The organism is Streptomyces sp. H27-H1 (assembly GCF_026627445.1).
In the GTDB taxonomy this organism is placed as follows: domain Bacteria; phylum Actinomycetota; class Actinomycetes; order Streptomycetales; family Streptomycetaceae; genus Streptomyces.
In genome coordinates this window covers 69,845-88,472 of record NZ_JAPNLJ010000010.1, presented here as the reverse complement: position 1 = coordinate 88,472, position 18,628 = coordinate 69,845, and the positions used below count along the sequence as shown (strand labels likewise).

General features: G+C 70.7%; 16 protein-coding genes and 1 tRNA gene. 10 read left to right on the top strand and 7 right to left on the bottom strand.

Annotated elements, in window-relative coordinates; genetic code table 11:
* The first annotated feature begins 2 nt into the window (after positions 1-2).
* The 5 genes from OTB20_RS13575 to OTB20_RS13555 all read left to right on the top strand — a co-directional run bounded on the left by OTB20_RS13575 (position 3) and on the right by OTB20_RS13555 (position 4,453).
* Positions 3-689, top strand: coding sequence for a transglycosylase family protein (locus OTB20_RS13575; RefSeq protein WP_267817446.1), 687 nt, complete (start codon positions 3-5; stop codon positions 687-689).
* A gap of 309 nt (positions 690-998) precedes the next feature.
* On the top strand, positions 999-2,294 hold the full coding sequence (gene eno / locus OTB20_RS13570; RefSeq protein ID WP_267817445.1) for a phosphopyruvate hydratase: 1,296 nt from the start codon (positions 999-1,001) through the stop codon (positions 2,292-2,294).
* A 116-nt stretch (positions 2,295-2,410) separates the two neighbouring features.
* A complete protein-coding gene (locus tag OTB20_RS13565; RefSeq protein WP_267817444.1) occupies positions 2,411-2,899 on the top strand; it encodes an FtsB family cell division protein in 489 nt (162 codons plus the stop codon).
* Between the two features lie 40 nt (positions 2,900-2,939).
* Complete coding sequence (locus tag OTB20_RS13560) at positions 2,940-3,515, top strand: DUF501 domain-containing protein (protein WP_267817443.1); 576 nt, start codon at positions 2,940-2,942, stop codon at positions 3,513-3,515.
* Positions 3,512-4,453: a Ppx/GppA phosphatase family protein gene (locus OTB20_RS13555; RefSeq protein ID WP_267817442.1), complete on the top strand. Its 942-nt coding sequence runs from the start codon at positions 3,512-3,514 to the stop codon at positions 4,451-4,453. Before OTB20_RS13560 ends, OTB20_RS13555 begins: the two co-directional genes overlap by 4 nt.
* Positions 4,454-4,592: 139 nt before the next feature.
* Here OTB20_RS13555 and OTB20_RS13550 read toward each other — a convergent pair whose 3' ends face one another.
* On the bottom strand, positions 4,593-5,684 hold the full coding sequence (locus OTB20_RS13550) for a MerR family transcriptional regulator (RefSeq protein WP_267817440.1): 1,092 nt from the start codon (positions 5,682-5,684) through the stop codon (positions 4,593-4,595).
* Positions 5,685-6,136: 452 nt separating this feature from the next.
* On the opposite strand from OTB20_RS13550, the gene OTB20_RS13545 reads away from it, so the two are divergent.
* Positions 6,137-7,525: an NAD(P)/FAD-dependent oxidoreductase gene (locus OTB20_RS13545; protein WP_267817438.1), complete on the top strand. Its 1,389-nt coding sequence runs from the start codon at positions 6,137-6,139 to the stop codon at positions 7,523-7,525.
* Between the two features lie 222 nt (positions 7,526-7,747).
* A complete protein-coding gene (locus OTB20_RS13540) occupies positions 7,748-9,064 on the top strand; it encodes an SAM-dependent methyltransferase (protein ID WP_267817437.1) in 1,317 nt (438 codons plus the stop codon).
* A gap of 98 nt (positions 9,065-9,162) precedes the next feature.
* Here the strand turns inward: OTB20_RS13540 and OTB20_RS13535 are convergent, their stop codons facing one another.
* On the bottom strand, positions 9,163-11,715 hold the full coding sequence (locus tag OTB20_RS13535) for an ABC transporter permease (RefSeq protein ID WP_267817436.1): 2,553 nt from the start codon (positions 11,713-11,715) through the stop codon (positions 9,163-9,165).
* Between the two features lie 64 nt (positions 11,716-11,779).
* Complete coding sequence (locus OTB20_RS13530; protein WP_267817434.1) at positions 11,780-12,553, bottom strand: ABC transporter ATP-binding protein; 774 nt, start codon at positions 12,551-12,553, stop codon at positions 11,780-11,782.
* 489 nt (positions 12,554-13,042) lie between these two features.
* Here OTB20_RS13530 and OTB20_RS13525 point away from each other — a divergent pair.
* Both OTB20_RS13525 and OTB20_RS13520 read left to right on the top strand, forming a co-directional pair.
* A tRNA-Leu gene (locus tag OTB20_RS13525) sits at positions 13,043-13,124 on the top strand.
* A gap of 178 nt (positions 13,125-13,302) precedes the next feature.
* On the top strand, positions 13,303-14,160 hold the full coding sequence (locus OTB20_RS13520) for a Bax inhibitor-1/YccA family protein (RefSeq protein ID WP_267817432.1): 858 nt from the start codon (positions 13,303-13,305) through the stop codon (positions 14,158-14,160).
* A gap of 152 nt (positions 14,161-14,312) precedes the next feature.
* Here OTB20_RS13520 and OTB20_RS13515 read toward each other — a convergent pair whose 3' ends face one another.
* Positions 14,313-14,543, bottom strand: coding sequence for a DUF4287 domain-containing protein (locus OTB20_RS13515; RefSeq protein WP_267753851.1), 231 nt, complete (start codon positions 14,541-14,543; stop codon positions 14,313-14,315).
* Between the two features lie 101 nt (positions 14,544-14,644).
* Here OTB20_RS13515 and OTB20_RS13510 point away from each other — a divergent pair, with 101 nt between their 5' ends.
* Positions 14,645-15,061: a hypothetical protein gene (locus tag OTB20_RS13510; RefSeq protein WP_267817431.1), complete on the top strand. Its 417-nt coding sequence runs from the start codon at positions 14,645-14,647 to the stop codon at positions 15,059-15,061.
* Here OTB20_RS13510 and OTB20_RS13505 read toward each other — a convergent pair.
* The 3 genes from OTB20_RS13505 to OTB20_RS13495 form a co-directional block, all read right to left on the bottom strand.
* A complete protein-coding gene (locus OTB20_RS13505; RefSeq protein ID WP_267817589.1) occupies positions 15,045-15,851 on the bottom strand; it encodes a hypothetical protein in 807 nt (268 codons plus the stop codon). The two genes, OTB20_RS13510 and OTB20_RS13505, sit on opposite strands and share 17 nt — an antisense overlap.
* A gap of 316 nt (positions 15,852-16,167) precedes the next feature.
* Positions 16,168-17,388, bottom strand: coding sequence for an acetyl-CoA C-acetyltransferase (locus OTB20_RS13500; RefSeq protein ID WP_267753848.1), 1,221 nt, complete (start codon positions 17,386-17,388; stop codon positions 16,168-16,170).
* Positions 17,389-17,455: 67 nt separating this feature from the next.
* On the bottom strand, positions 17,456-18,514 hold the full coding sequence (locus OTB20_RS13495) for an SGNH/GDSL hydrolase family protein (protein ID WP_267817430.1): 1,059 nt from the start codon (positions 18,512-18,514) through the stop codon (positions 17,456-17,458).
* Between the last annotated feature and the right edge of the window lie 114 nt (positions 18,515-18,628).

The window sequence follows — 18,628 nt, the reverse complement described above, 5'->3', positions numbered from 1 at the left end:
CCATGCTGCTTTCGGGCAACGGCAAGCACCGTCGCGGTTCCAAGGCCGTCCGCATCGTCACGCTCGCCGGTGTCGCCGGTGTGGCCGTCGCGGCTCCGCTGATGGCCGCGGGCACCGCTTCCGCCGCAACCGCTTCCGAGTGGGACCGCGTCGCCTCGTGCGAGGCCGGCGGCAACTGGTCCATCAACACGGGCAACGGCTACTACGGCGGCCTGCAGTTCTCGTCCTCCACGTGGGCCGCGTACGGCGGCAAGGCGTACGCCGCGCAGGCCAACCAGGCCTCCAAGTCGCAGCAGATAGCCATCGCCGAGAAGGTCCTCAAGGGCCAGGGCAAGGGCGCCTGGCCGTCCTGTGGCGTGGGCCTGTCGAACTCCTCCTACACCGGCGGCTCGGCGGAGACCCCCTCCAAGCCGAAGGCCCAGCCGAAGCAGGAGAAGGCCGCTCCGAAGAAGGAGACGAAGCGCTCCGAGGCCCCGACCACCCGCTCCGAGCGTCCGGCCGCCGCGCCGAAGACCGAGGCCCCCAAGACGGGCAACGGCTCCTACGCGGTCAAGTCCGGCGACACGCTGGGTGCGATCGCCGACGCGAACAATGTGTCCGGCGGCTGGGAGAAGCTCTTCGAGCTGAACAAGGACATCGTCTCGGACGCGAACCTGATCTTCCCGGGCCAGAAGCTGAACCTCGCCTGAAACCTGTGAGAGCGGGCGCGTCCGGTCTGCCGGCACGCACGCGTTCCACCGCGTAATTCCACTGCCCGGCGCGCAACCCCTCTCGCGCCGGGCAGTGCTGTGTTCGGGCGCGTCCGGCCTGACGGAGCCTCCGGAATCCTCGAAGTTCAAGAGCCCTATGTCCTGTAAGAGGGGCATTCAGGCCCTTTTTCGTCCCAGGACCCGGGCGGTCGGCCGGCCGAGTGCCCCGAGGCGGTTAGGCTCTAAGCGGCAAGGCCATCCCACGGCCTGACACGCCACCGCACACCCAGCGTCACATCCCAGAAGGAGATGCTCGTGCCGTCCATCGACGTCGTCGTAGCCCGCGAAATCCTGGACTCCCGAGGCAATCCCACGGTCGAGGTCGAGGTGGGCCTCGACGATGGCAGCACCGGCCGTGCTGCAGTCCCGTCCGGCGCCTCCACCGGAGCGTTCGAAGCCGTAGAGCTCCGTGACGGTGACCCCAACCGTTACATGGGCAAGGGTGTCGAGAAGGCCGTCCTCGCCGTCATCGAGCAGCTCGGCCCGGAGCTCGTCGGCTACGACGCCACCGAGCAGCGCCTGATCGACCAGGCGATGATCGACCTGGACGCCACCGAGAACAAGGCCTCCCTCGGCGCCAACGCCATCCTCGGTGTCTCCCTCGCCGTGGCGCACGCCGCGGCCGAGGCCTCCGACCTCCCGCTCTTCCGCTACCTCGGCGGCCCGAACGCGCACCTGCTGCCCGTTCCGATGATGAACATCCTGAACGGTGGGTCGCACGCCGACTCCAACGTCGACATCCAGGAGTTCATGATCGCCCCGATCGGCGCGGAGTCCTTCTCCGAGGCGCTGCGCTGGGGCGCCGAGGTCTACCACACCCTCAAGAAGGTTCTGCACACCAAGAGCCTCTCCACCGGTCTGGGCGACGAGGGCGGCTTCGCGCCGAACCTCGAGTCGAACCGCGCCGCGCTGGACCTCATCGTCGAGGCCATCAAGCAGGCCGGCTACGTCCCGGGCAAGGACATCGCGCTCGCGCTCGACGTCGCCGCGTCCGAGTTCTACAAGGACGGCAAGTACGAGTTCGAGGGCCAGTCCCGCTCGGCCGCCGAGATGACCGACTACTACGCCGAGCTCGTCGACGCGTACCCGCTCGTCTCCATCGAGGACCCGCTGTTCGAGGACGACTGGGCGGGCTGGAAGACCCTCACCGACCGTCTCGGCGCCAAGGTCCAGATCGTCGGCGACGACCTCTTCGTCACCAACCCGGAGCGTCTCGCCCGGGGTATCGAAGAGGGCTCGGCGAACGCCCTGCTCGTCAAGGTGAACCAGATCGGCTCCCTGACCGAGACGCTGGACGCCGTCGAGATGGCCCAGCGCAACGGTTTCAAGTGCATGATGTCGCACCGCTCCGGTGAGACCGAGGACGTCACCATCGCCGACCTCGCGGTCGCCGTGAACTGCGGCCAGATCAAGACCGGCGCCCCGGCCCGCTCGGACCGTGTCGCCAAGTACAACCAGCTGCTGCGCATCGAGGAGATCCTCGACGACGCCGCGGTGTACGCGGGCCGCTCCGCGTTCCCGCGGTTTCGCTCTGCGAACCAGTAGGCACAGTAAGGGCTGAACGGTCCTTTAGGGGCGCAAGCCTCCCTACGTCCCCGCACTCGGTCCCGTACCGTGTGCGGGGACGTATTGCGTAGTGCGTATATAGGGGAGGCGGATCAATGGCCGGGAACCGGGACCGGTTCGCCACGTTCTCGACCGCGACCAGGCTCAAGCAGCTGGGCGAGCGGACCGCGGCGCACGTCTACCGCTCGCAGTCCCGCAGACAGGTCCGCCGCAGCCGGCTCACCGGCCGCGCCGCCCTCCTCGTGCTCGTCCTCTGTACTCTGGTCGTCGCCCTCGCGTATCCGATGCGTCAGTACGTGTCCCAGCGCTCGGAGATCGCGAAGCAGCAGAAGGACGCCGTCTCCGCACGGGACCGGCTGGAACGGCTGCGTGACGAGAAGGCCCGCTGGCAGGACAACGCGTACGCCGAGCAGCAGGCGCGCAAGCACCTGCACTTCGTCCGGCCGGGGGAGATCAGCTACATCATGACCGACCCCGGTGCCGGCGGCGCCGAGCACCGCCGCGGCGGACAGGCCGCCACAGACCGGCCCTGGTACTCCAACGTCTGGGACGGCGTCGACAAGGCCGACCGCCCGGGCGACTGAGTCCCACCCATCCACGAGAACGAAAAGACTTCCTCCAGGCATGCAGACGCCCCCGCCCCAGACCGACCGGACCGAGCCGACCGCGGCCGACATCGAGGCGTTCCAGCAGCAGCTCGGCCGCCCGCCGCGCGGGCTGCGCGCCATCGCGCACCGCTGCCCCTGCGGGCAGCCGGACGTGGTGGAGACCGCCCCGCGGCTCCCCGACGGCACGCCCTTCCCGACGCTGTACTACTTGACCTGCCCGCGCGCCGCCGGTGCGATCGGCACGCTGGAAGCCAACGGCGTGATGAAGCAGATGCAGGCCAGGCTCGCCGAGGACCCGGAGCTGGCCGCCGCCTACCGGGCCGCGCACGAGGACTACATCACCCGCCGCGACGCCATCGAGGTGCTCCAGGGCTTCCCGAGCGCCGGCGGCATGCCGGACCGGGTCAAGTGCCTGCACGTGCTGGTCGGCCATTCGCTGGCCGCGGGCCCGGGCGTGAACCCGTTCGGCGACGAGGCCCTGGCGATGCTGCCCGAGTGGTGGGCCAAGGGCGCCTGCGTCACCCCGTGCGGTGAGAAGAAGGACGAGAAGCCGGACGCGAAGCAGGACGGCACGACGGAGGCGGGCGCGTGACCAGGGTCGCCGCCGTCGACTGCGGTACGAACTCCATCCGGCTGCTCGTCGCGGACTGCGACCCGTCCACCGGTGAGCTGATCGAGCTGGACCGCAGGATGATCGTCGTCCGGCTCGGCCAGGGCGTCGACAAGACGGGCCGGCTGGCCCCGGAGGCGCTGGAGCGCACCTTCGCGGCCTGCCGCGAGTACGCGGCGGTCATCAAGGAGCTCGGCGCGGAGCGGGTGCGCTTCGTGGCGACCTCGGCCTCCCGGGACGCCGAGAACCGGGACGAGTTCGTCCGGGGCGTCCTGGACATCCTGGGTGTCGAGCCCGAGGTGATCACCGGCGACCAGGAGGCGGAGTTCTCCTTCACCGGCGCCACCGGTGAGCTGACCGGCCGCACCGACCTGGAGCGCCCCTTCCTGGTGGTGGACATCGGCGGCGGCTCCACGGAGTTCGTGGTCGGCGCCGAGCACGTCCGCGCCGCCCGCTCCGTCGACGTGGGCTGCGTCCGGATGACCGAGCGCCACCTGACGGTGGACGGGGTCGTCACCGACCCGCCGACCGAAGCGCAGGTCGCCGCGGTCCGGGCCGACATCGAAGCGGGGCTGGACCTGGCCGCCGAGACCGTCCCGCTGGCCGGGGCGCGCACGCTGGTGGGCCTCGCGGGTTCGGTGACCACGGTCGCCGCGATCGCGCTGGGACTGGAGGAGTACGACTCCGCGGCGATCCACCACTCCCGGATCCCGTACGAGACGGTCCGCGAGATCAGCGAGCGGATGCTCACCCTCACCCACGCCGAGCGCGCGGCCATCCCGGTCATGCACCCGGGACGGGTCGACGTGATCGGCGCGGGCGCCCTGGTCCTGCTGGCGATCATGGAGCGGGTCGGCGCCTCGGAGGTCGTGGTCTCGGAGCACGACATCCTCGACGGAATCGCCTGGTCCGTCGCCTGACGGACGGCTCGAACGCGCGACACGGTGCCCCCGGCGGATCCGCCGGGGGCACCGCCGTGTCCCGGGCCTCCGGCAGACCGGGCCCTTGCGGGCCGGACCTGCGGCAGGCGTCGTCTCCGTCAGGCAGGGGCCCGGCGGGTCAGCCGTCGAGCCGGACCGGCATCAGCAGCGAGAAGGTGTCCTCGTCCCCGGGGCGGCGGATCGCCACGGGCGCCGTCGGGGCGCCGAGTTCCAGGACGAGCCGGTCCCGGGCGCCGGCCGCGAGGGCGTGCAGCAGGAACTCGCGGTTGACGGCCACGGCGCCCTGGCCTTCGTCGCCGTCCCCGCAGACGGCCACCGTGCCCCCTTCCGTCACGGTCAGGACGCTGAGCTCGCAGACCACGCCGTCCCGGCCGCGCTCGGCCTGGCGGGAGGGGCCGCTTTCCACGGCCTCGCGGAAGGCCGGCACCTCGACGAGGACACGGCGGCCGGCGGGCAGCCGGACGAGCCGCCGGTAGTCGGGGAACTCGTGGTCGAGGCACTGGCCGGCCGCCTGGCGGTCCCCGGACTCCAGGCTCAGGCGGTCGCCGTCCAGGGCGAACCGGGCCGGCGCGTCCTCGCTCAGCAGCGCCCGCATCGCGTCGGCGAGCGGGGCGGGCACGATGACCTGCGTACGGGGCCCGGCGTAGCCGCCGGTACCGGCCCGTGCGACGGCCAGGCGGTACCGGTCGGTGGCCACGACCCGCAGCTCCTCGCCCTCGATGTCGAAGAGGACGCCGCCGAGCATCGGCAGCTCCGGGTCCGAGCCGACCGCGAACCGGACCGAGTCCAGCGCGGCGGCCAGCTCGGGCGCGGCCACGGTGAACAGGACGGCGGTGGTGTCGGTGGCGGTGCTGGACACGCTCATGGGGTTCTCCCTGCGTTCGAGAAGTGCGCGGACCGCGGAGAACTCGCTGCGGGCATCGGACAGTCCCAGCTCGAGCCGGAGCAGATGAGCCTGGAGCAGGCTGCGGACCAGATCGGTGTCGGCGCCGGTCCAGCCGGCCAGGACCAGCCGGATGTCCGCCAGCGGCATGCCGGCCCGCCGCAGCCGGGCCAGCAGCCTGGACTCCGCCAGCTGCTCGGGTCCGTACCAGCGGTATCCGCTGATCGGATCCACCCATACGGGAACCAGCACGCCGGCCCCGTCGTAGAACCTCAGGGAACTCACGCTCAGGCCGCTGTCCCGGGCCATCTCGCCGATACTGCGCATCTCGCTCTCCACACCGGGAACTCTGGGCCCTCCACCATGTCGAGGGTCAACAGAGGCCCTGTAGGGGTCGTTCAGGGGTCGTTCGGGGGCCTTAGGTCCCCTCGTCCACATGAACTTCGTGAAGTTCTTCACAAGGAAAAGATGCCTGTGAGGGCTCTGGAAGAGCCTTTTGGGTGACCGGGGAGCCCCTGGAGCCTTCTTTTCGCTCGCGTTCGTGCGAATGACGGACCTCGCGGGGCTCCGGCGGTAGGTATCCACGAAGCCGGTGGTCTACTCCGCTTAGGGGGCTGGAGGCCAGTTCAGGACTGGTGTTCAACGACTCCCGTTACACCCTGGTTCCCGCTTCGCGCCATGACCTCGGTCACGTGGGCGGCGGAGTGTAGCAGAGGGGCCCGAGGTCCTTGTGAAGGGGCTCACGAGCGTCACTCCTTGGGGTGCTGGATACTCGTTCCATGAGCACCACGGAGCGTCCCAGGATCCTCGTTGTAGGAGGTGGGTACGTAGGCCTGTACGCAGCCAAGCGCATCATGAAGAAGATGCGTTACGGCGAGGCGACCGTCACGGTCGTCGACCCGCGCTCGTACATGACCTACCAGCCCTTCCTCCCCGAAGTGGCCGCAGGCAGCATCTCGCCTCGGCACGTCGTCGTACCGCTGCGACGCGTGCTGCCCAAGGCTGAGGTTCTCACCGGCCGGGTCACGAACATCGACCAGGACCGCAAGGTCGCCGTCGTCACGCCGCTGGTCGGCGAGGCGTACGAGCTGCCCTTCGACTACCTGGTGATCGCGCTCGGCGCCATCTCCCGCACCTTCCCGATCCCCGGCCTCGCCGAACAGGGCATCGGTATGAAGGGCGTGGAAGAGGGCATCGGCCTGCGCAACCACGTACTCGAGCAGCTCGACAAGGCCGAGTCCACGACGGACGAGGACGTCCGCCGCAAGGCCCTCACCTTCGTCTTCGTCGGCGGCGGCTTCGCCGGTGCGGAGACCATCGGTGAGGTCGAGGACATGGCCCGCGACGCCGCGAAGTACTACTCCAGCATCAAGCGCGAGGACATGCGCTTCATCCTGGTCGACGCGGCCGACAAGATCCTTCCCGAGGTCGGGCCCAAGCTCGGCACCTGGGGCAAGGAGCACCTCGAGTCGCGCGGCATCGAGATCTACCTGAACACCTCCATGGACTCCTGCGTGGACGGCCACGTGGTGCTGAAGAACGGCCTCGAGGTCGACTCCAGCACCCTCGTGTGGACCGCCGGCGTCAAGCCCAACCCGGTGCTGGCCCGCTACGGCCTGCCGCTGGGCCCGCGCGGCCACGTGGACGCCGAGCCGACCCTCCAGGTCAAGGGCACGGACTACATCTGGACCGCCGGCGACAACGCCCAGGTGCCGGACCTCGCCGCCCGCAAGGCCGGCGTGGAGAACGCCTGGTGCCCGCCGAACGCCCAGCACGCGCTGCGCCAGGCCAAGGTCCTCGGCGACAACGTCATCTCGGGCATGCGCGGCTTCCCGCAGGCGCCCTACTCGCACTCCAACAAGGGTGCGGTGGCGGGCCTCGGCCTCCACAAGGGTGTCGCGATGATCGTCATGGGCAAGGTGAAGATCAAGCTCAAGGGCCGTCTCGCCTGGTACATGCACCGCGGCTACCACGGCATGGCCATGCCGACCTGGAACCGCAAGATCCGCGTCTTCGCCGACTGGACCCTCGCGATGTTCCTCAAGCGCGAGGTCGTCTCCCTCGGCGCCCTGGAGACTCCCCGCGAGGAGTTCTACGAGGCCGCCAAGCCCGCGCCGGCTCCGGCAGCCGTGGCCGCGGCCCCGGCCCAGAAGGCCAAGGCCTCCTGACCCCGTAGGGACCAGCAGGACCGGCAGGACCAGCAGGACGAGCACGACCCAGCAGGACCCAGCGTGACCCCGAAGGGGCCGCCCGCCATCCGTGGTGCGGGCGGCCCCTTCGGCGTTCCCGCGCGCTCCGGCCCGGTCGCACGCCGTCGGCCGCGTCAAGAGGGCATATTCGGGATCCGACCGGGGTATGCCGTCCGGTCGGAACTTATCGGAGGTGTCTGGATGAACGACGCCGCGCCGCGGCTGGCAGCTTTGGCGGAAACCCTGCTGGGAGCCCCCCTCCCCGTCCGGATCCGGGCCTGGGACGGCAGCGAGGGCGGCCCGCTCGGCGGTCCCATCCTGGTCCTGCACAACCGGCGCGCCCTGCGCCGGATCCTGTGGAAGCCGGGCGAGCTGGGCCTGGCACGCGCCTGGGTGGCCGGGGACCTCACTGTCGACGGAGACCTGTTCGAGCTACTGGACCGGGTCGGCGGGCTGCTCTGGGAGCGGGACCCCGCGCCCGGTCGGGCCGCCGGGGACAAGGGGCCCGCCGCCCTGCTGCGCGATCCGCGCGCACGGGCGGCCGTACGGAGCCTCGTGGGCCTGGCGCGGCCGTGGACCGCGCCGGCCCCGCCGCCCGAGGAGGCCGTCCGCCGCGGCGGCCCCCGGCACACCAAGGGCAGCGACCGGCAGGCCATCAGCCACCACTACGACGTGGGCAACGCGTTCTACGAGCGGGTGCTCGGCCCGTCGATGGTGTACTCCTGCGCCTACTGGAGCCCCGGCGGGAGTCTGGAGGACGCCCAGCGGGACAAGCTCGACCTGGTCTGCCGCAAGCTCGCCCTGCGCCCCGGGGAGCGGCTCCTCGAGGTCGGCTGCGGCTGGGGCTCGATGGCCCTGCACGCGGCCCGGGAGTACGGAGCCAAGGTCACCGGCATCACGCTCTCGCGCGAACAGGCCGCCTACGCCCGCAAGCGGGTCGCCGAGGCGGGCCTGGCCGATCTCGTAGAGATCAGGGTGCAGGACTACCGGGACGTCAAGGACGGGCCGTACGACGCCATTTCCTCCATCGGGATGGCCGAGCACGTCGGCGCCGAGCGCTACCGCACGTACGCCCGGAGCCTGCACGGACTGCTGCGGCCGGGAGGGAGGCTGCTGAACCACCAGATCGCGCGGCGGCCCGAACCGGACGAGGAGGCGTACCGGATCGACGAGTTCATAGACGCCTACGTCTTTCCCGACGGGGAGCTGTCCCCGCTCGGCACCACCGTCGGCGAGCTGGAACGGGCCGGCTTCGAGGTCCGCGACGTGGAGGCGCTGCGCGAGCACTACGCGCTCACCCTGCGGGCCTGGGTGGCCGGGCTGGAGGAGCACTGGGAGGAGGCGGTACGGCTGACCTCGCCCGGGCGGGCCCGGGTCTGGCAGCTGTACATGGCCGCCTCCGCGCTCGCCTTCGAGCACAACCGCCTCGGGGTCAACCAGGTGCTCGCGGTGCGCACCGGGACCCGTGCGGCCTCGGGGATGCCGCTGCGTGCCCGGGAGTGGCCGGCGCAGCCGTAGGGACAGGGTTACGGGAACGGCCGAGGGCCCCGCGACGGGAGAGGTCGCGGGGCCCTCGGGCCTCGTACGGGAGAGGGGTGCCGGACGGCACCTGCCGGTTACTCGGTCTTGATCGCGGTCAGCATGTTCAGCCGGGCCGCGCTGCGGGCGGGCCACATGGCGGCCAGGGCGCCGACGATGCCGGCCAGCAGCATGAAGATCGCGATCCGGTCGAAGGGGATCACCAGGGCGTAGTTCGGGATCGAGCCCTTGATGGTCTCGCCGACGGCCCAGGCGATGAAGGTGCCGAGGACCACGCCGATCACCGCGCCGAAGAGCGAGATCACGATGGCCTCCAGGCGGATCATGTTCTTGACCCTGCCGCGGTCCAGGCCGATCGCCCGCAGCATGCCGATCTCCTGGGTCCGCTCGTAGACGGACATCGCCAGGGTGTTGACGACGCCGAGGACCGAGATGATCAGCGCCATGGCGAGCAGGCCGTACATGATGTTCAGGGCGGTGTTGATCATGCCGCCCATCTCGTTGCGGATGTCCTGCTGGGTGGCGAAGGTGATCGCCGGGTTCTTGCCGAGGGCGTCGACGAGGGACTTCTCGGCCTTCTCGGAGGCGCCGCCGTCCATCTTGACGTAGACCTCGCGCATGGTCGGCTCGTCGGTGTGCTTGCCGATGACGTTGTAGTCGATCACGTAGGGGGAGAGCATGCCCTCCATGTCCTTGTAGACCGCGCCGACCTTGAGGTCCGCCTTCTTGTTGTCCTCGAAGGTGGCCTTCAGGGTGGAGCCGACCGACAGGCCGTTCTCCTTGGCGGTCTTCTCGGCGACCGCCACCTCGCCCTTGGAGAGGCTGTCCAGCGTGCCGTGGAGCACCTCGAAGTTGAGGAGCTGGCCGATGGCGGCCGGGTTGACCCCGGAGACGGAGCGGAAGTCGTCGCCGTTGCCGACGCGGAAGTAGCCCTCCTGCTGCGGGGAGACCGCCTTGACGCCCGGGGCCTTCGCCAGAGCCGGGAGCACCGAGGGGTCCAGGCTGCCGAAGGTGTCGCCCATGGACACCTTGTAGTCGGCCTTGAGGTTGTCCGTCGTCATCCGGTCGATGGCCTTGCCCATCGTGATGCCGAGCACGGACAGGGCGGTCACCAGGGTCAGGCCGATGGCCAGCGAGGCGGCGGTGACGGCGGTGCGGCGCGGGTTGCGGACCGCGTTCTGCGCGGCCAGCTTGCCGGCGACGCCGAACACCTTCTCCAGCAGGGGGCGGACGGCCGCGATGACCGGGCGGGAGAGGGCCGGCAGCAGGATGATGATGCCGATCATGGTGAAGAAGGCGCCGGCGCCGATGAGCACCTTGCCGTCCTTGCCGGCCATCGCGCCGCCCAGGATGCCGAGCAGACCGAGCAGGGTGGTCGCGCCGCCGATGCTGTTGCGCAGCACCAGGGACTTCGCCGTGGCCGGCAGGTGGGCGCTGCCCATGGCGGCGACCGGGGAGATCTTGGCGGTGCGGCGGGCGGGCAGCCAGGCGGCGAGCACCGTGACGACGACGCCGATGCCGATCGCGGCGGCGATGGTGACCGGGGCGACGACCAGCGGACCGGCCGGGATCTTGGCGCCGATGGCGCCCATCGCGGACCGCATGCCGACGGCGAGGCCGATACCGGCGACCAGCCCGATGGCGGAGGAGATCACGCCGACGACCAGGGCCTCGGCCAGGACCGAGCGCTTGACCTGGCCGCGGTTGGCGCCGACGGCGCGCAGCAGGGCCAGCTCCTTCGTGCGCTGGGCGACCAGCATGGTGAAGGTGTTGTAGATCAGGAAGACGCCGACGAAGAGCGAGATGAGCGCGAACACCAGCAGCATCTGGTTCATGCTGCTCATCTGGTTGCTGATGGACTTGGCCTGTTCGGCGGCGAGCTGGGCGCCGGTCTGGGCCGTGGCGTCCTTGCCGACGATCGGCTTGATCGCGGTGAGCAGCTGGTCGGCGCCGGTGCCGGCCTTGGCGCCGACCGAGAGCTCGTCGTAGAAGCCGGGCTTCAGGTAGAGCTGCTGGGCGGTCGGGGTGTCGAACAGGACGAGGGAGCCGCCCGCGTTGACCGCGCCGTCCTCGGTGCTGAAGACGCCGGCGAGGGTGTACTCCTGGGCCGGGCCGTTGCCGGCCACCCGGACCTTGTCGCCGACCTGGTACTTGCCGCGCTTCGCCGTCTCCTCGTCGAGGGCGATCTGCCCGGCCGTGGCCGGGCCGCTGCCCTCGGTGAAGGTGTAGCGGGGGTCCTTGCCGCCCTTGAGGGGCACGAAGTTGGCGCCGGTGTTGGACCAGCCGTTGCCGATCAGCTTGCCGTCCTGGTCGCCGACGGCGGCGAATCCGTGCACGCGGCCGGAGGCGGAGTCGACGCCGTTCAGCGCCTTGACCTTGTCGAGGGTCCGCTGGCTGATGCCGGGCTCGCCCTGCTTGACGCCCTCGTCGTTGCGGGAGGGGCCGTGGGAGGTGACCGAGACGGCCACGCCCTCGAAGCTCTTGGCGGACTGGTTCGACATCGCCTTGCCGACGGTGTCGGTGAAGACGAGGGTGCCGGAGACGAAGGCGACGCCGAGGACGACGGCGAGGACCGTCATCAGGAGCCTGGCCTTGTGCGCGAGCACGTTGCGCAGGGCGGTACGGAACATGGTGGAGGAGTCCAGGGGGTGAAGGGGGCCGGCGAGGACGGCGAGGACGGCGAGGGGGCGTCCCTCAGCTGGTGCGGCCCTTGGCGTCGAAGGCCTTCATGCGGTCGAGGACGCCGTCGGCGGTGGGCCCGTGCATCTCGTCGACGATGCGGCCGTCGGCGAGGAAGATGACGCGGTCGGCGTAGGAGGCGGCGACCGCGTCGTGGGTGACCATGACGACGGTCTGGCCGAGTTCGCGCACGGAGTTGCGCAGGAACCCGAGGACCTCGGCGCCGGAGCGGGAGTCGAGGTTTCCGGTGGGCTCGTCTCCGAAGATGATCTCGGGCCGGGAGGCCAGGGCGCGGGCCACGGCCACGCGCTGCTGCTGGCCGCCGGAGAGCTCGGTGGGGCGGTGGGAGAGGCGGTCGGAGAGGCCGACCATGGAGATCACCGAGTTCAGCCACTGCTGGTCGGGCTTGCGGCCGGCGATGTCCATGGGGAGCGTGATGTTCTCCAGGGCGGTCAGGGTCGGCAGCAGGTTGAACGCCTGGAAGATGAAGCCGATCTTGTCCCGGCGCAACTGCGTGAGCTGCTTGTCCTTCAGGGTGGACAGCTCGGTCTCCCCGATGCGCACGGACCCGGCGGAGAAGGTGTCCAGGCCGGCGACGCAGTGCATCAGCGTGGACTTGCCGGAGCCGGACGGGCCCATGATCGCGGTGAACCTGCCCTGCCCGAAGTCCACGGAGACGTTGTCCAGGGCGACCACCTGGGTCTCGCCCTGGCCGTACACCTTGGAGAGGCCGGTGGCGCGCGCGGCGACGGCCTGGGAGGTGTGCTGGGCGTAGTTCGTGGTGGTCACGGGAGCGGCTCCTGTCAGGGGCGGGACCTGCGGACCGGGCTCACGGTCCGCGGTTGGCGGGACTTTCCCATGGTCGCGGCGCCCACCCCCGCTCCGGATCAGCCGTGGTGCCCGTTCTCCGGCCCACCGGAGTCTGACCACGGAGGTGTTCGCCTCCTCCTTTGGGATGACACCCCGCGCGGCCGAAGTGCCCGGAGGCCGCCGGACGGGCCGAGCCGGGGGCCGCGGAGGGGGCCGAGGCGGAGCGCGGCCGAAGGGGTGGCGCACGGGGTGGCGTGCGGGGTGGCGCGGGCCGTCGAAATCCCGTCAATCCCGCGGCGGCCGTGATTGACGCCCGGAACGGGCCGACCGCGCCTTCTGCCGACTGACGGCCCATCAATCATCAATAAAATCAGACAACATCGGTGAGACGCCCAGGTCGGGGGCCAAGCGTTCCGGATAGGCTCGGCATAGCGTTCAAGGCTTTTCCTACAGGGGCCGCTACGCCCTGCCCGGATGGTGGAATGCAGACACGGCGAGCTTAAACCTCGCTGACCCTCGGGTCGTGCCGGTTCAAGTCCGGCTTCGGGCACGAAGACGTTCCGTTCAGGCCGGAACGTGCGGACGGCGGGGGCACCACCGGTTCCCCCGCCTCACGCGCGCGGCGCCCGTACACCGGGGAAAGATCCTCCTCCAGCAGTAGGGCGATTCCTTTGCGTTCGCATTACTCTTGATTCCAAGGCCGCGCCCGGTGGCCATGGAGGAGTGAGATGAGGAGCAGCAACCCGGTCTTCTCGCGACGGGGATTCAGCCGCGACAACGGTGCTTATGCGGGCTTCGGCACGCAGCAGCCCCAGGCCCAGGCCGGGACCGCCACCAACCCGTACGCGACCAACCCCTACGCGACCGACCCGGCCACGGGTATGCCGCAGGCGCCGGTTCGCGGCAATGCGATGACCATCGACGACGTCGTGAGCCGTACGGCTCTGACGCTCGGCACGGTCATCCTGACGGCGGCCATCTCCTGGCTCGTGCTTCCGGTCGACCCGGCCAACATCAACAAGTCGTACGGCATCGCGATCGGCGCCGCGCTCATCGCGTTCGTCTTCGCGATGATCCAGTCGTTCAAGGCCAAGCCCGTCCCGGCCCTGATCCTGGCGTACGCGGCGTTCGAGGGTGTCTTCCTCGGCGTCATCAGCTCGGCCACCAGCACCTACATCGGCCCGGGCACGGTCGTCCAGGCCGTGATGGGCACGATGTGCGTCTTCGCCGGCGTACTGATCGCGTACAAGATGCGCTGGATCAACGTGAACCGGCGCTTCTACGGCTTCGTGATGGCCGCCGCCATGGGCTTCATGCTCCTGATGGTCGTCAACCTGCTGTTCTCCGTCTTCGGGGGCGGCGACGGCCTCGGCTTCCGCAGCGGCGGCCTCGGCATCCTCTTCGGCGTCATCGGCATCCTCCTCGGCGCCTGCTTCCTCGCCCTGGACTTCAAGCAGGTCGAGGACGGCGTGACCTACGGCGCCCCGCGCGAGGAGTCCTGGCTGGCGGCCTTCGGCCTCACCATGACCCTGGTGTGGATCTACATGGAGATGCTGCGCCTGATCTCCATCCTCAAGGGCGACTAGTACCTGAGGTACCGCTCCACCTAGTACCTGAGGTACCGCTCCACCGAGCACGGGAAGGCCCCGCGAGCACACGCTCGCGGGGCCTTCCCGCATGTCGGGGGTCAGGGGATCGGGGGGTCGGTCGATGGCTTCGGACAGGGGCAGGGGCCGGCTCAGCCGAACTTGCGGGCGGCCCTGCGCAGGTCGTACTCGTGGATGATCGCCTTGGCCTGGCCGTACGACAGCTCGTGCGCGCCGAGAAGCCAGCTGACCTTCTCCTCGAACCGGAAAAGGGAGGGGCCGTCGTCCACGGTCCGTAGCCAGTCGGCGAGTTCACGACCGGTGCTCTGGGGGATTCTGTCGATCATGTTGCGGTGTGTCTGCTCGGAGAACTCGACGGACATGGGCGCCTCCGGAGGTATCGCCGTGCTGCTCTCTTCAGGCCACCGTGCCGGAGAGTTCGGCCGTTGGCAATGGCGCCGGGGCGGCGCGTAAGGTCGGCCGGGTGCTCGATACCTCACCCTTGACCGCCGCCGTGGAACGTTTCGCCGACCGGCTGCGGGCGGCGCCGCAGAGCCGGCTCCAACGGGGCGCCGCCGAGGTGGCGCTGGACCTGGCCCGGGAGCTCTCGCTGCGGGCGCAGCGGCTGGAGGAGGCCGCCGGGGGCGCCGGGGAGGGTGTGGGGGCGGCTCCGGCGCGGACGATGGAGGACGCCGGCATCTTCGTCGTCGGCGACCAGCTGGCCGTGGCCGGGCTGGACCTCGCGGAGGCCCTGCACGGCGCGGCGGTCGTGGCGGCCTCCGTGCCGTCTGCGACGGGTCCCACGCATCCGGCGGGTCCGGACGCGGCGAAGGCCCCGTCCGAGATGCTGGACGAGGCCGTTCGGCTGGTGGATCAGGCGGAAGTCAGAGCGATGCGATGACGCGGTCGGCCAGGATGTAGACGTTGCTGTCCGGGTCCTCGGAGTCCCCGCAGGAGAAAGTCAGGGCGTAGGCGCCGGAGATCCCCGAGCCGCCCAGCAGGACCGGCGCGCTGCCCGAGCGCAGGGCGTCGGCGAGCCGCTCGGCGGTCTCCCGGTGGCCCGGGGTCATGCAGAGCGTGGTGCCGTCCGTGAAGACGTACACGTCCAGGGTGCCCAGCGGGCCGGGTCGGACGTCCGCGAGGGCCGTACGGGACTCCGCGAGCTCCTCCAGGCGGCTGACCGTGCGCTCGTGGTCCGCGCCGGGGTGCGAGGCCTGCACGGGGACGAAGTCGGGGTGCGAGGGGTGGCGCCGGCGGGCGGCGGCCAGCTCGGCCGACTCCTCCGGGTAGCCGTAGTCCTCGGCGTCGTCGCCCAGGAGCGGCTCCAGGCCGACCATGTCCGCCTGCCGGGGCAGGAAGACGGGGCTCTCCTCGACGAGGCCGGACAGGCCGCCCAGCAGCGAGGGGGCGTCGGCGGCGTCACGCGCCTCCTGGGCGGCCCAGAAGGCACGCGCCTCGGCGAGCTCGCGCTCACGCTCCTCGGCGAGGGCCTCGGCGACGGCGGCCCGTATCTCGGCGGCGGGCGACTCCACGGCGCTGCGGGCGTGCGGGACGGTGGCACCGCGGGGGTGCGTCACCGACAGCTCACCGCGCAGGGCCGTGACCTGCTTGCGCAGGCCGTGGACGGCGTGCAGCGCAGCAGCGCCCACGGCCGTGGCAGCGGCCGTGGTCAGCAGTAGGGCAAGAGACATGGCGCTCACTGACTAACTCCTGATTGATTTCGATCCCCCGACTTCCTACATCAGCTTGTCCCGCCCTGGGAATGGCTTGCAGTGCATTACGTCATGAATTGGACAGGCCTTTCGTCCCGACGTCGCTCTCCGGACGCGGTCTGACCTGCGAAAACAATGATCCCCCAGGACCTATGTCACATCCTGGGGGACATTTGGTTACAGAATGGCCGCGACAGGATTAGATTCGGTGTCAGTACGCCGTAGGGGATCAAGCAGATCCCTTACGGCGCCTGGCCTCGGCTCTTGATCCCGGTGGCCGCCGGCCGCTCAGGGGTCAGCTCAGGCGCTCGATGACCATCGCCATGCCCTGGCCGCCGCCGACGCACATGGTTTCGAGACCGAACTGCTTGTCGTGGAACTGCAGGCTGTTGATCAGCGTGCCCGTGATGCGCGCGCCGGTCATCCCGAAGGGGTGACCGATGGCGATGGCCCCGCCGTTGACGTTCAGCTTCTCCAGCGGGATCTCCAGATCCCGGTAGGAGGGGATCACCTGGGCCGCGAAGGCCTCGTTGATCTCGAACAGGTCGATGTCGCCGACGGTCAGGCCCGCCCGCTTCAGTGCCTGCCTGGAGGCCTCGACCGGGCCCAGGCCCATGATCTCGGGGGAGAGGCCGGTGACGCCGGTGGAGACGATCCGGGCCAGCGGGGTCAGGCCCAGCTCGCGCGCCTTGGTGTCGCTCATGACGACCAGCGCCGCGGCGCCGTCGTTCAGCGGACAGCAGTTGCCGGCGGTGACCAGGCCGTCGGGGCGGAAGACCGGCTTGAGGCCCTGGACGGCCTCCAGGGTGACCCCGGCGCGCGGGCCGTCGTCCTGTGAGACGACCGTGCCGTCCGGGGTGGTGACCGGGGTGATCTCGCGGGCCCAGAAGCCGTTCTTGATGGCTTCCTCGGCCAGGTTCTGCGAGCGCACGCCGAACTCGTCCATGTCGGCGCGGGTCACGCCCTTGAGCCGCGCCAGGTTCTCGGCGGTCTGCCCCATCTGGATGTAGGCGTCGGGCGTCCGGCCGTCCTCGCGCGGGTCGTGCCAGGTGGAGCCGGTGCTCTGGGCCACCGAGGCGGTGTGGGCCTCGGAGTCGGCGAAGAGCGGGTTGTGGGTGTCCGGCAGGCCGTCCGAGGAGCCCTTCACGGACCGCGAGACCATCTCGACGCCCGCGGAGATGAAGACGTCGCCCTCGCCCGCCTTGATGGCGTGCAGCGCCATCCGGGAGGTCTGCAGGGAGGAGGCGCAGTAGCGGGTGATCGTGGTGGCCGGCAGGTGGTCCATGCCCATCTGCACGGCGACGATCCGGCCCAGGTTGTGGCCCTGCTCGCCGCCCGGCAGGCCGCAGCCCAGCATCAGGTCGTCGATCTCGCGCGGGTCCAGCCCGGGGACCTTGGCCAGGGCGGCCTGGATGACCGTGGCGGTCAGATCGTCCGGGCGGACGTCCTTGAGGGATCCCTTGAATGCGCGACCGATCGGCGAACGGGCGGTGGAAACGATGACGGCTTCGGGCATCGGGGCTCCAAGGGAGGTGGTGTCGTACCGGGACCGCATGCGAAGTTACCGCCCCGTACCGTCGAGGTCACTGCCCTTTGGATGTGACTCCGGTCGCTCTGGCCGCATCCGACGCGCCGCCCCGCGCGGCTCCTCCAGTCTGCTCCGCGAGGTCCTCGCCCGGCAGCCGGCGCCTGCGCCGGTACTTGAGCAGGGCCCACGGGCCGCGGGCTCCGGTGACCTCGGTGCCGCCCTGTCCCGCCGCCGCCGAGGCGGCCTTGGCGACCGGGAGCATGTCCTCGTTGCGCGATACGTCCAGCCGGTCCGACTCGGGCCATACGCCCAGCGCCGCGCACAGGGTCGGCAGGACGGCCATCGCGGCGGTCGCGTACCCCTCCGCGGACGGGTGGTAGGAGTCCGGGCCGAACATCTCGCGCGGGTTCGCCGCGAACTCCGGGCCGAGCAGGTCGCCCATCGAGACGGTACGGGCCCCCAGCGCGAGCACCCCGATCGTCTGGGCCGCCGCGAGCTGGCGCGAGACCCGGCGGGCCAGCCACCGCAGCGGCTGGTACACCGGCTCGATGGTTCCGAGGTCCGGGCAGGTGGCGACCACCACCTCGGAGCCCGCGAGCCGCAGTCTGCGTACGGCCGAGGTCAGCAGCCGCACCGACTGGGTGGGCGGCATCCGGTGGGTCACGTCATTGGCGCCGATCATGATCACGCACACGTCGGGGTCCGGCCCGTCACCGTCCAGCAGCAGCCCCGTCTGGCGGTCCAGGTCGTCCGACATCGCACCGGACAGTGCCACGTTGCGCAGCTCCACCGGCCGCTCGGACACCGCCGCCAGCCCCGAGGCCAGCAGGGCGCCCGGGGTCTGCCTGGCCCGCCGCACTCCCAGCCCGGCGGCCGTGGAATCGCCCAGCATGCCCAGGCGCAGCGGGCCCGGGCTCAGCTCCGGACCGCTGAACTCGCTCCCGTACAGCCCGTCCGCGCGCGGCGGATCCGGCAGACCGGTGCCGACCGTCCGCTTCGCGAACTGCATCTCCGCCACCACAAGCCCCACCGCGGCGGCTCCGACGAGCCCGAGCCCGCCTCCGCCGTACGCCGCGCCCGCCGCGATGCGGCGGGCCGTCCTCGCCCTGGACACCTTTCAAGCCACCTCCTCGGTCCCTCGGCCGGATCCCTGCACTGCTCCTGCCGTGCCTGTCGTCCCGTTGACCTACCTGCCCCGTACTGCCGGTCGGCCAATCCCTTTCCGCAT

Bases quoted from the DNA above. Each gene is read 5' to 3' on its own strand.
- OTB20_RS13575 (WP_267817446.1), top strand. From the start codon at position 3: ATGCTGCTTTCGGGCAACGGCAAGCACCGTCGCGGTTCCAAGGCCGTC.
- eno (WP_267817445.1), top strand. From the start codon at position 999: ATGCTCGTGCCGTCCATCGACGTCGTCGTAGCCCGCGAAATCCTGGAC.
- OTB20_RS13565 (WP_267817444.1), top strand. From the start codon at position 2,411: ATGGCCGGGAACCGGGACCGGTTCGCCACGTTCTCGACCGCGACCAGG.
- OTB20_RS13560 (WP_267817443.1), top strand. From the start codon at position 2,940: ATGCAGACGCCCCCGCCCCAGACCGACCGGACCGAGCCGACCGCGGCC.
- OTB20_RS13550 (WP_267817440.1), bottom strand. From the start codon at position 5,684: ATGCGCAGTATCGGCGAGATGGCCCGGGACAGCGGCCTGAGCGTGAGT.
- OTB20_RS13545 (WP_267817438.1), top strand. From the start codon at position 6,137: ATGAGCACCACGGAGCGTCCCAGGATCCTCGTTGTAGGAGGTGGGTAC.
- OTB20_RS13540 (WP_267817437.1), top strand. From the start codon at position 7,748: ATGAACGACGCCGCGCCGCGGCTGGCAGCTTTGGCGGAAACCCTGCTG.
- OTB20_RS13535 (WP_267817436.1), bottom strand. From the start codon at position 11,715: ATGTTCCGTACCGCCCTGCGCAACGTGCTCGCGCACAAGGCCAGGCTC.
- OTB20_RS13520 (WP_267817432.1), top strand. From the start codon at position 13,303: ATGAGGAGCAGCAACCCGGTCTTCTCGCGACGGGGATTCAGCCGCGAC.
- OTB20_RS13515 (WP_267753851.1), bottom strand. From the start codon at position 14,543: ATGTCCGTCGAGTTCTCCGAGCAGACACACCGCAACATGATCGACAGA.
- OTB20_RS13505 (WP_267817589.1), bottom strand. From the start codon at position 15,851: ATGTCTCTTGCCCTACTGCTGACCACGGCCGCTGCCACGGCCGTGGGC.
- OTB20_RS13500 (WP_267753848.1), bottom strand. From the start codon at position 17,388: ATGCCCGAAGCCGTCATCGTTTCCACCGCCCGTTCGCCGATCGGTCGC.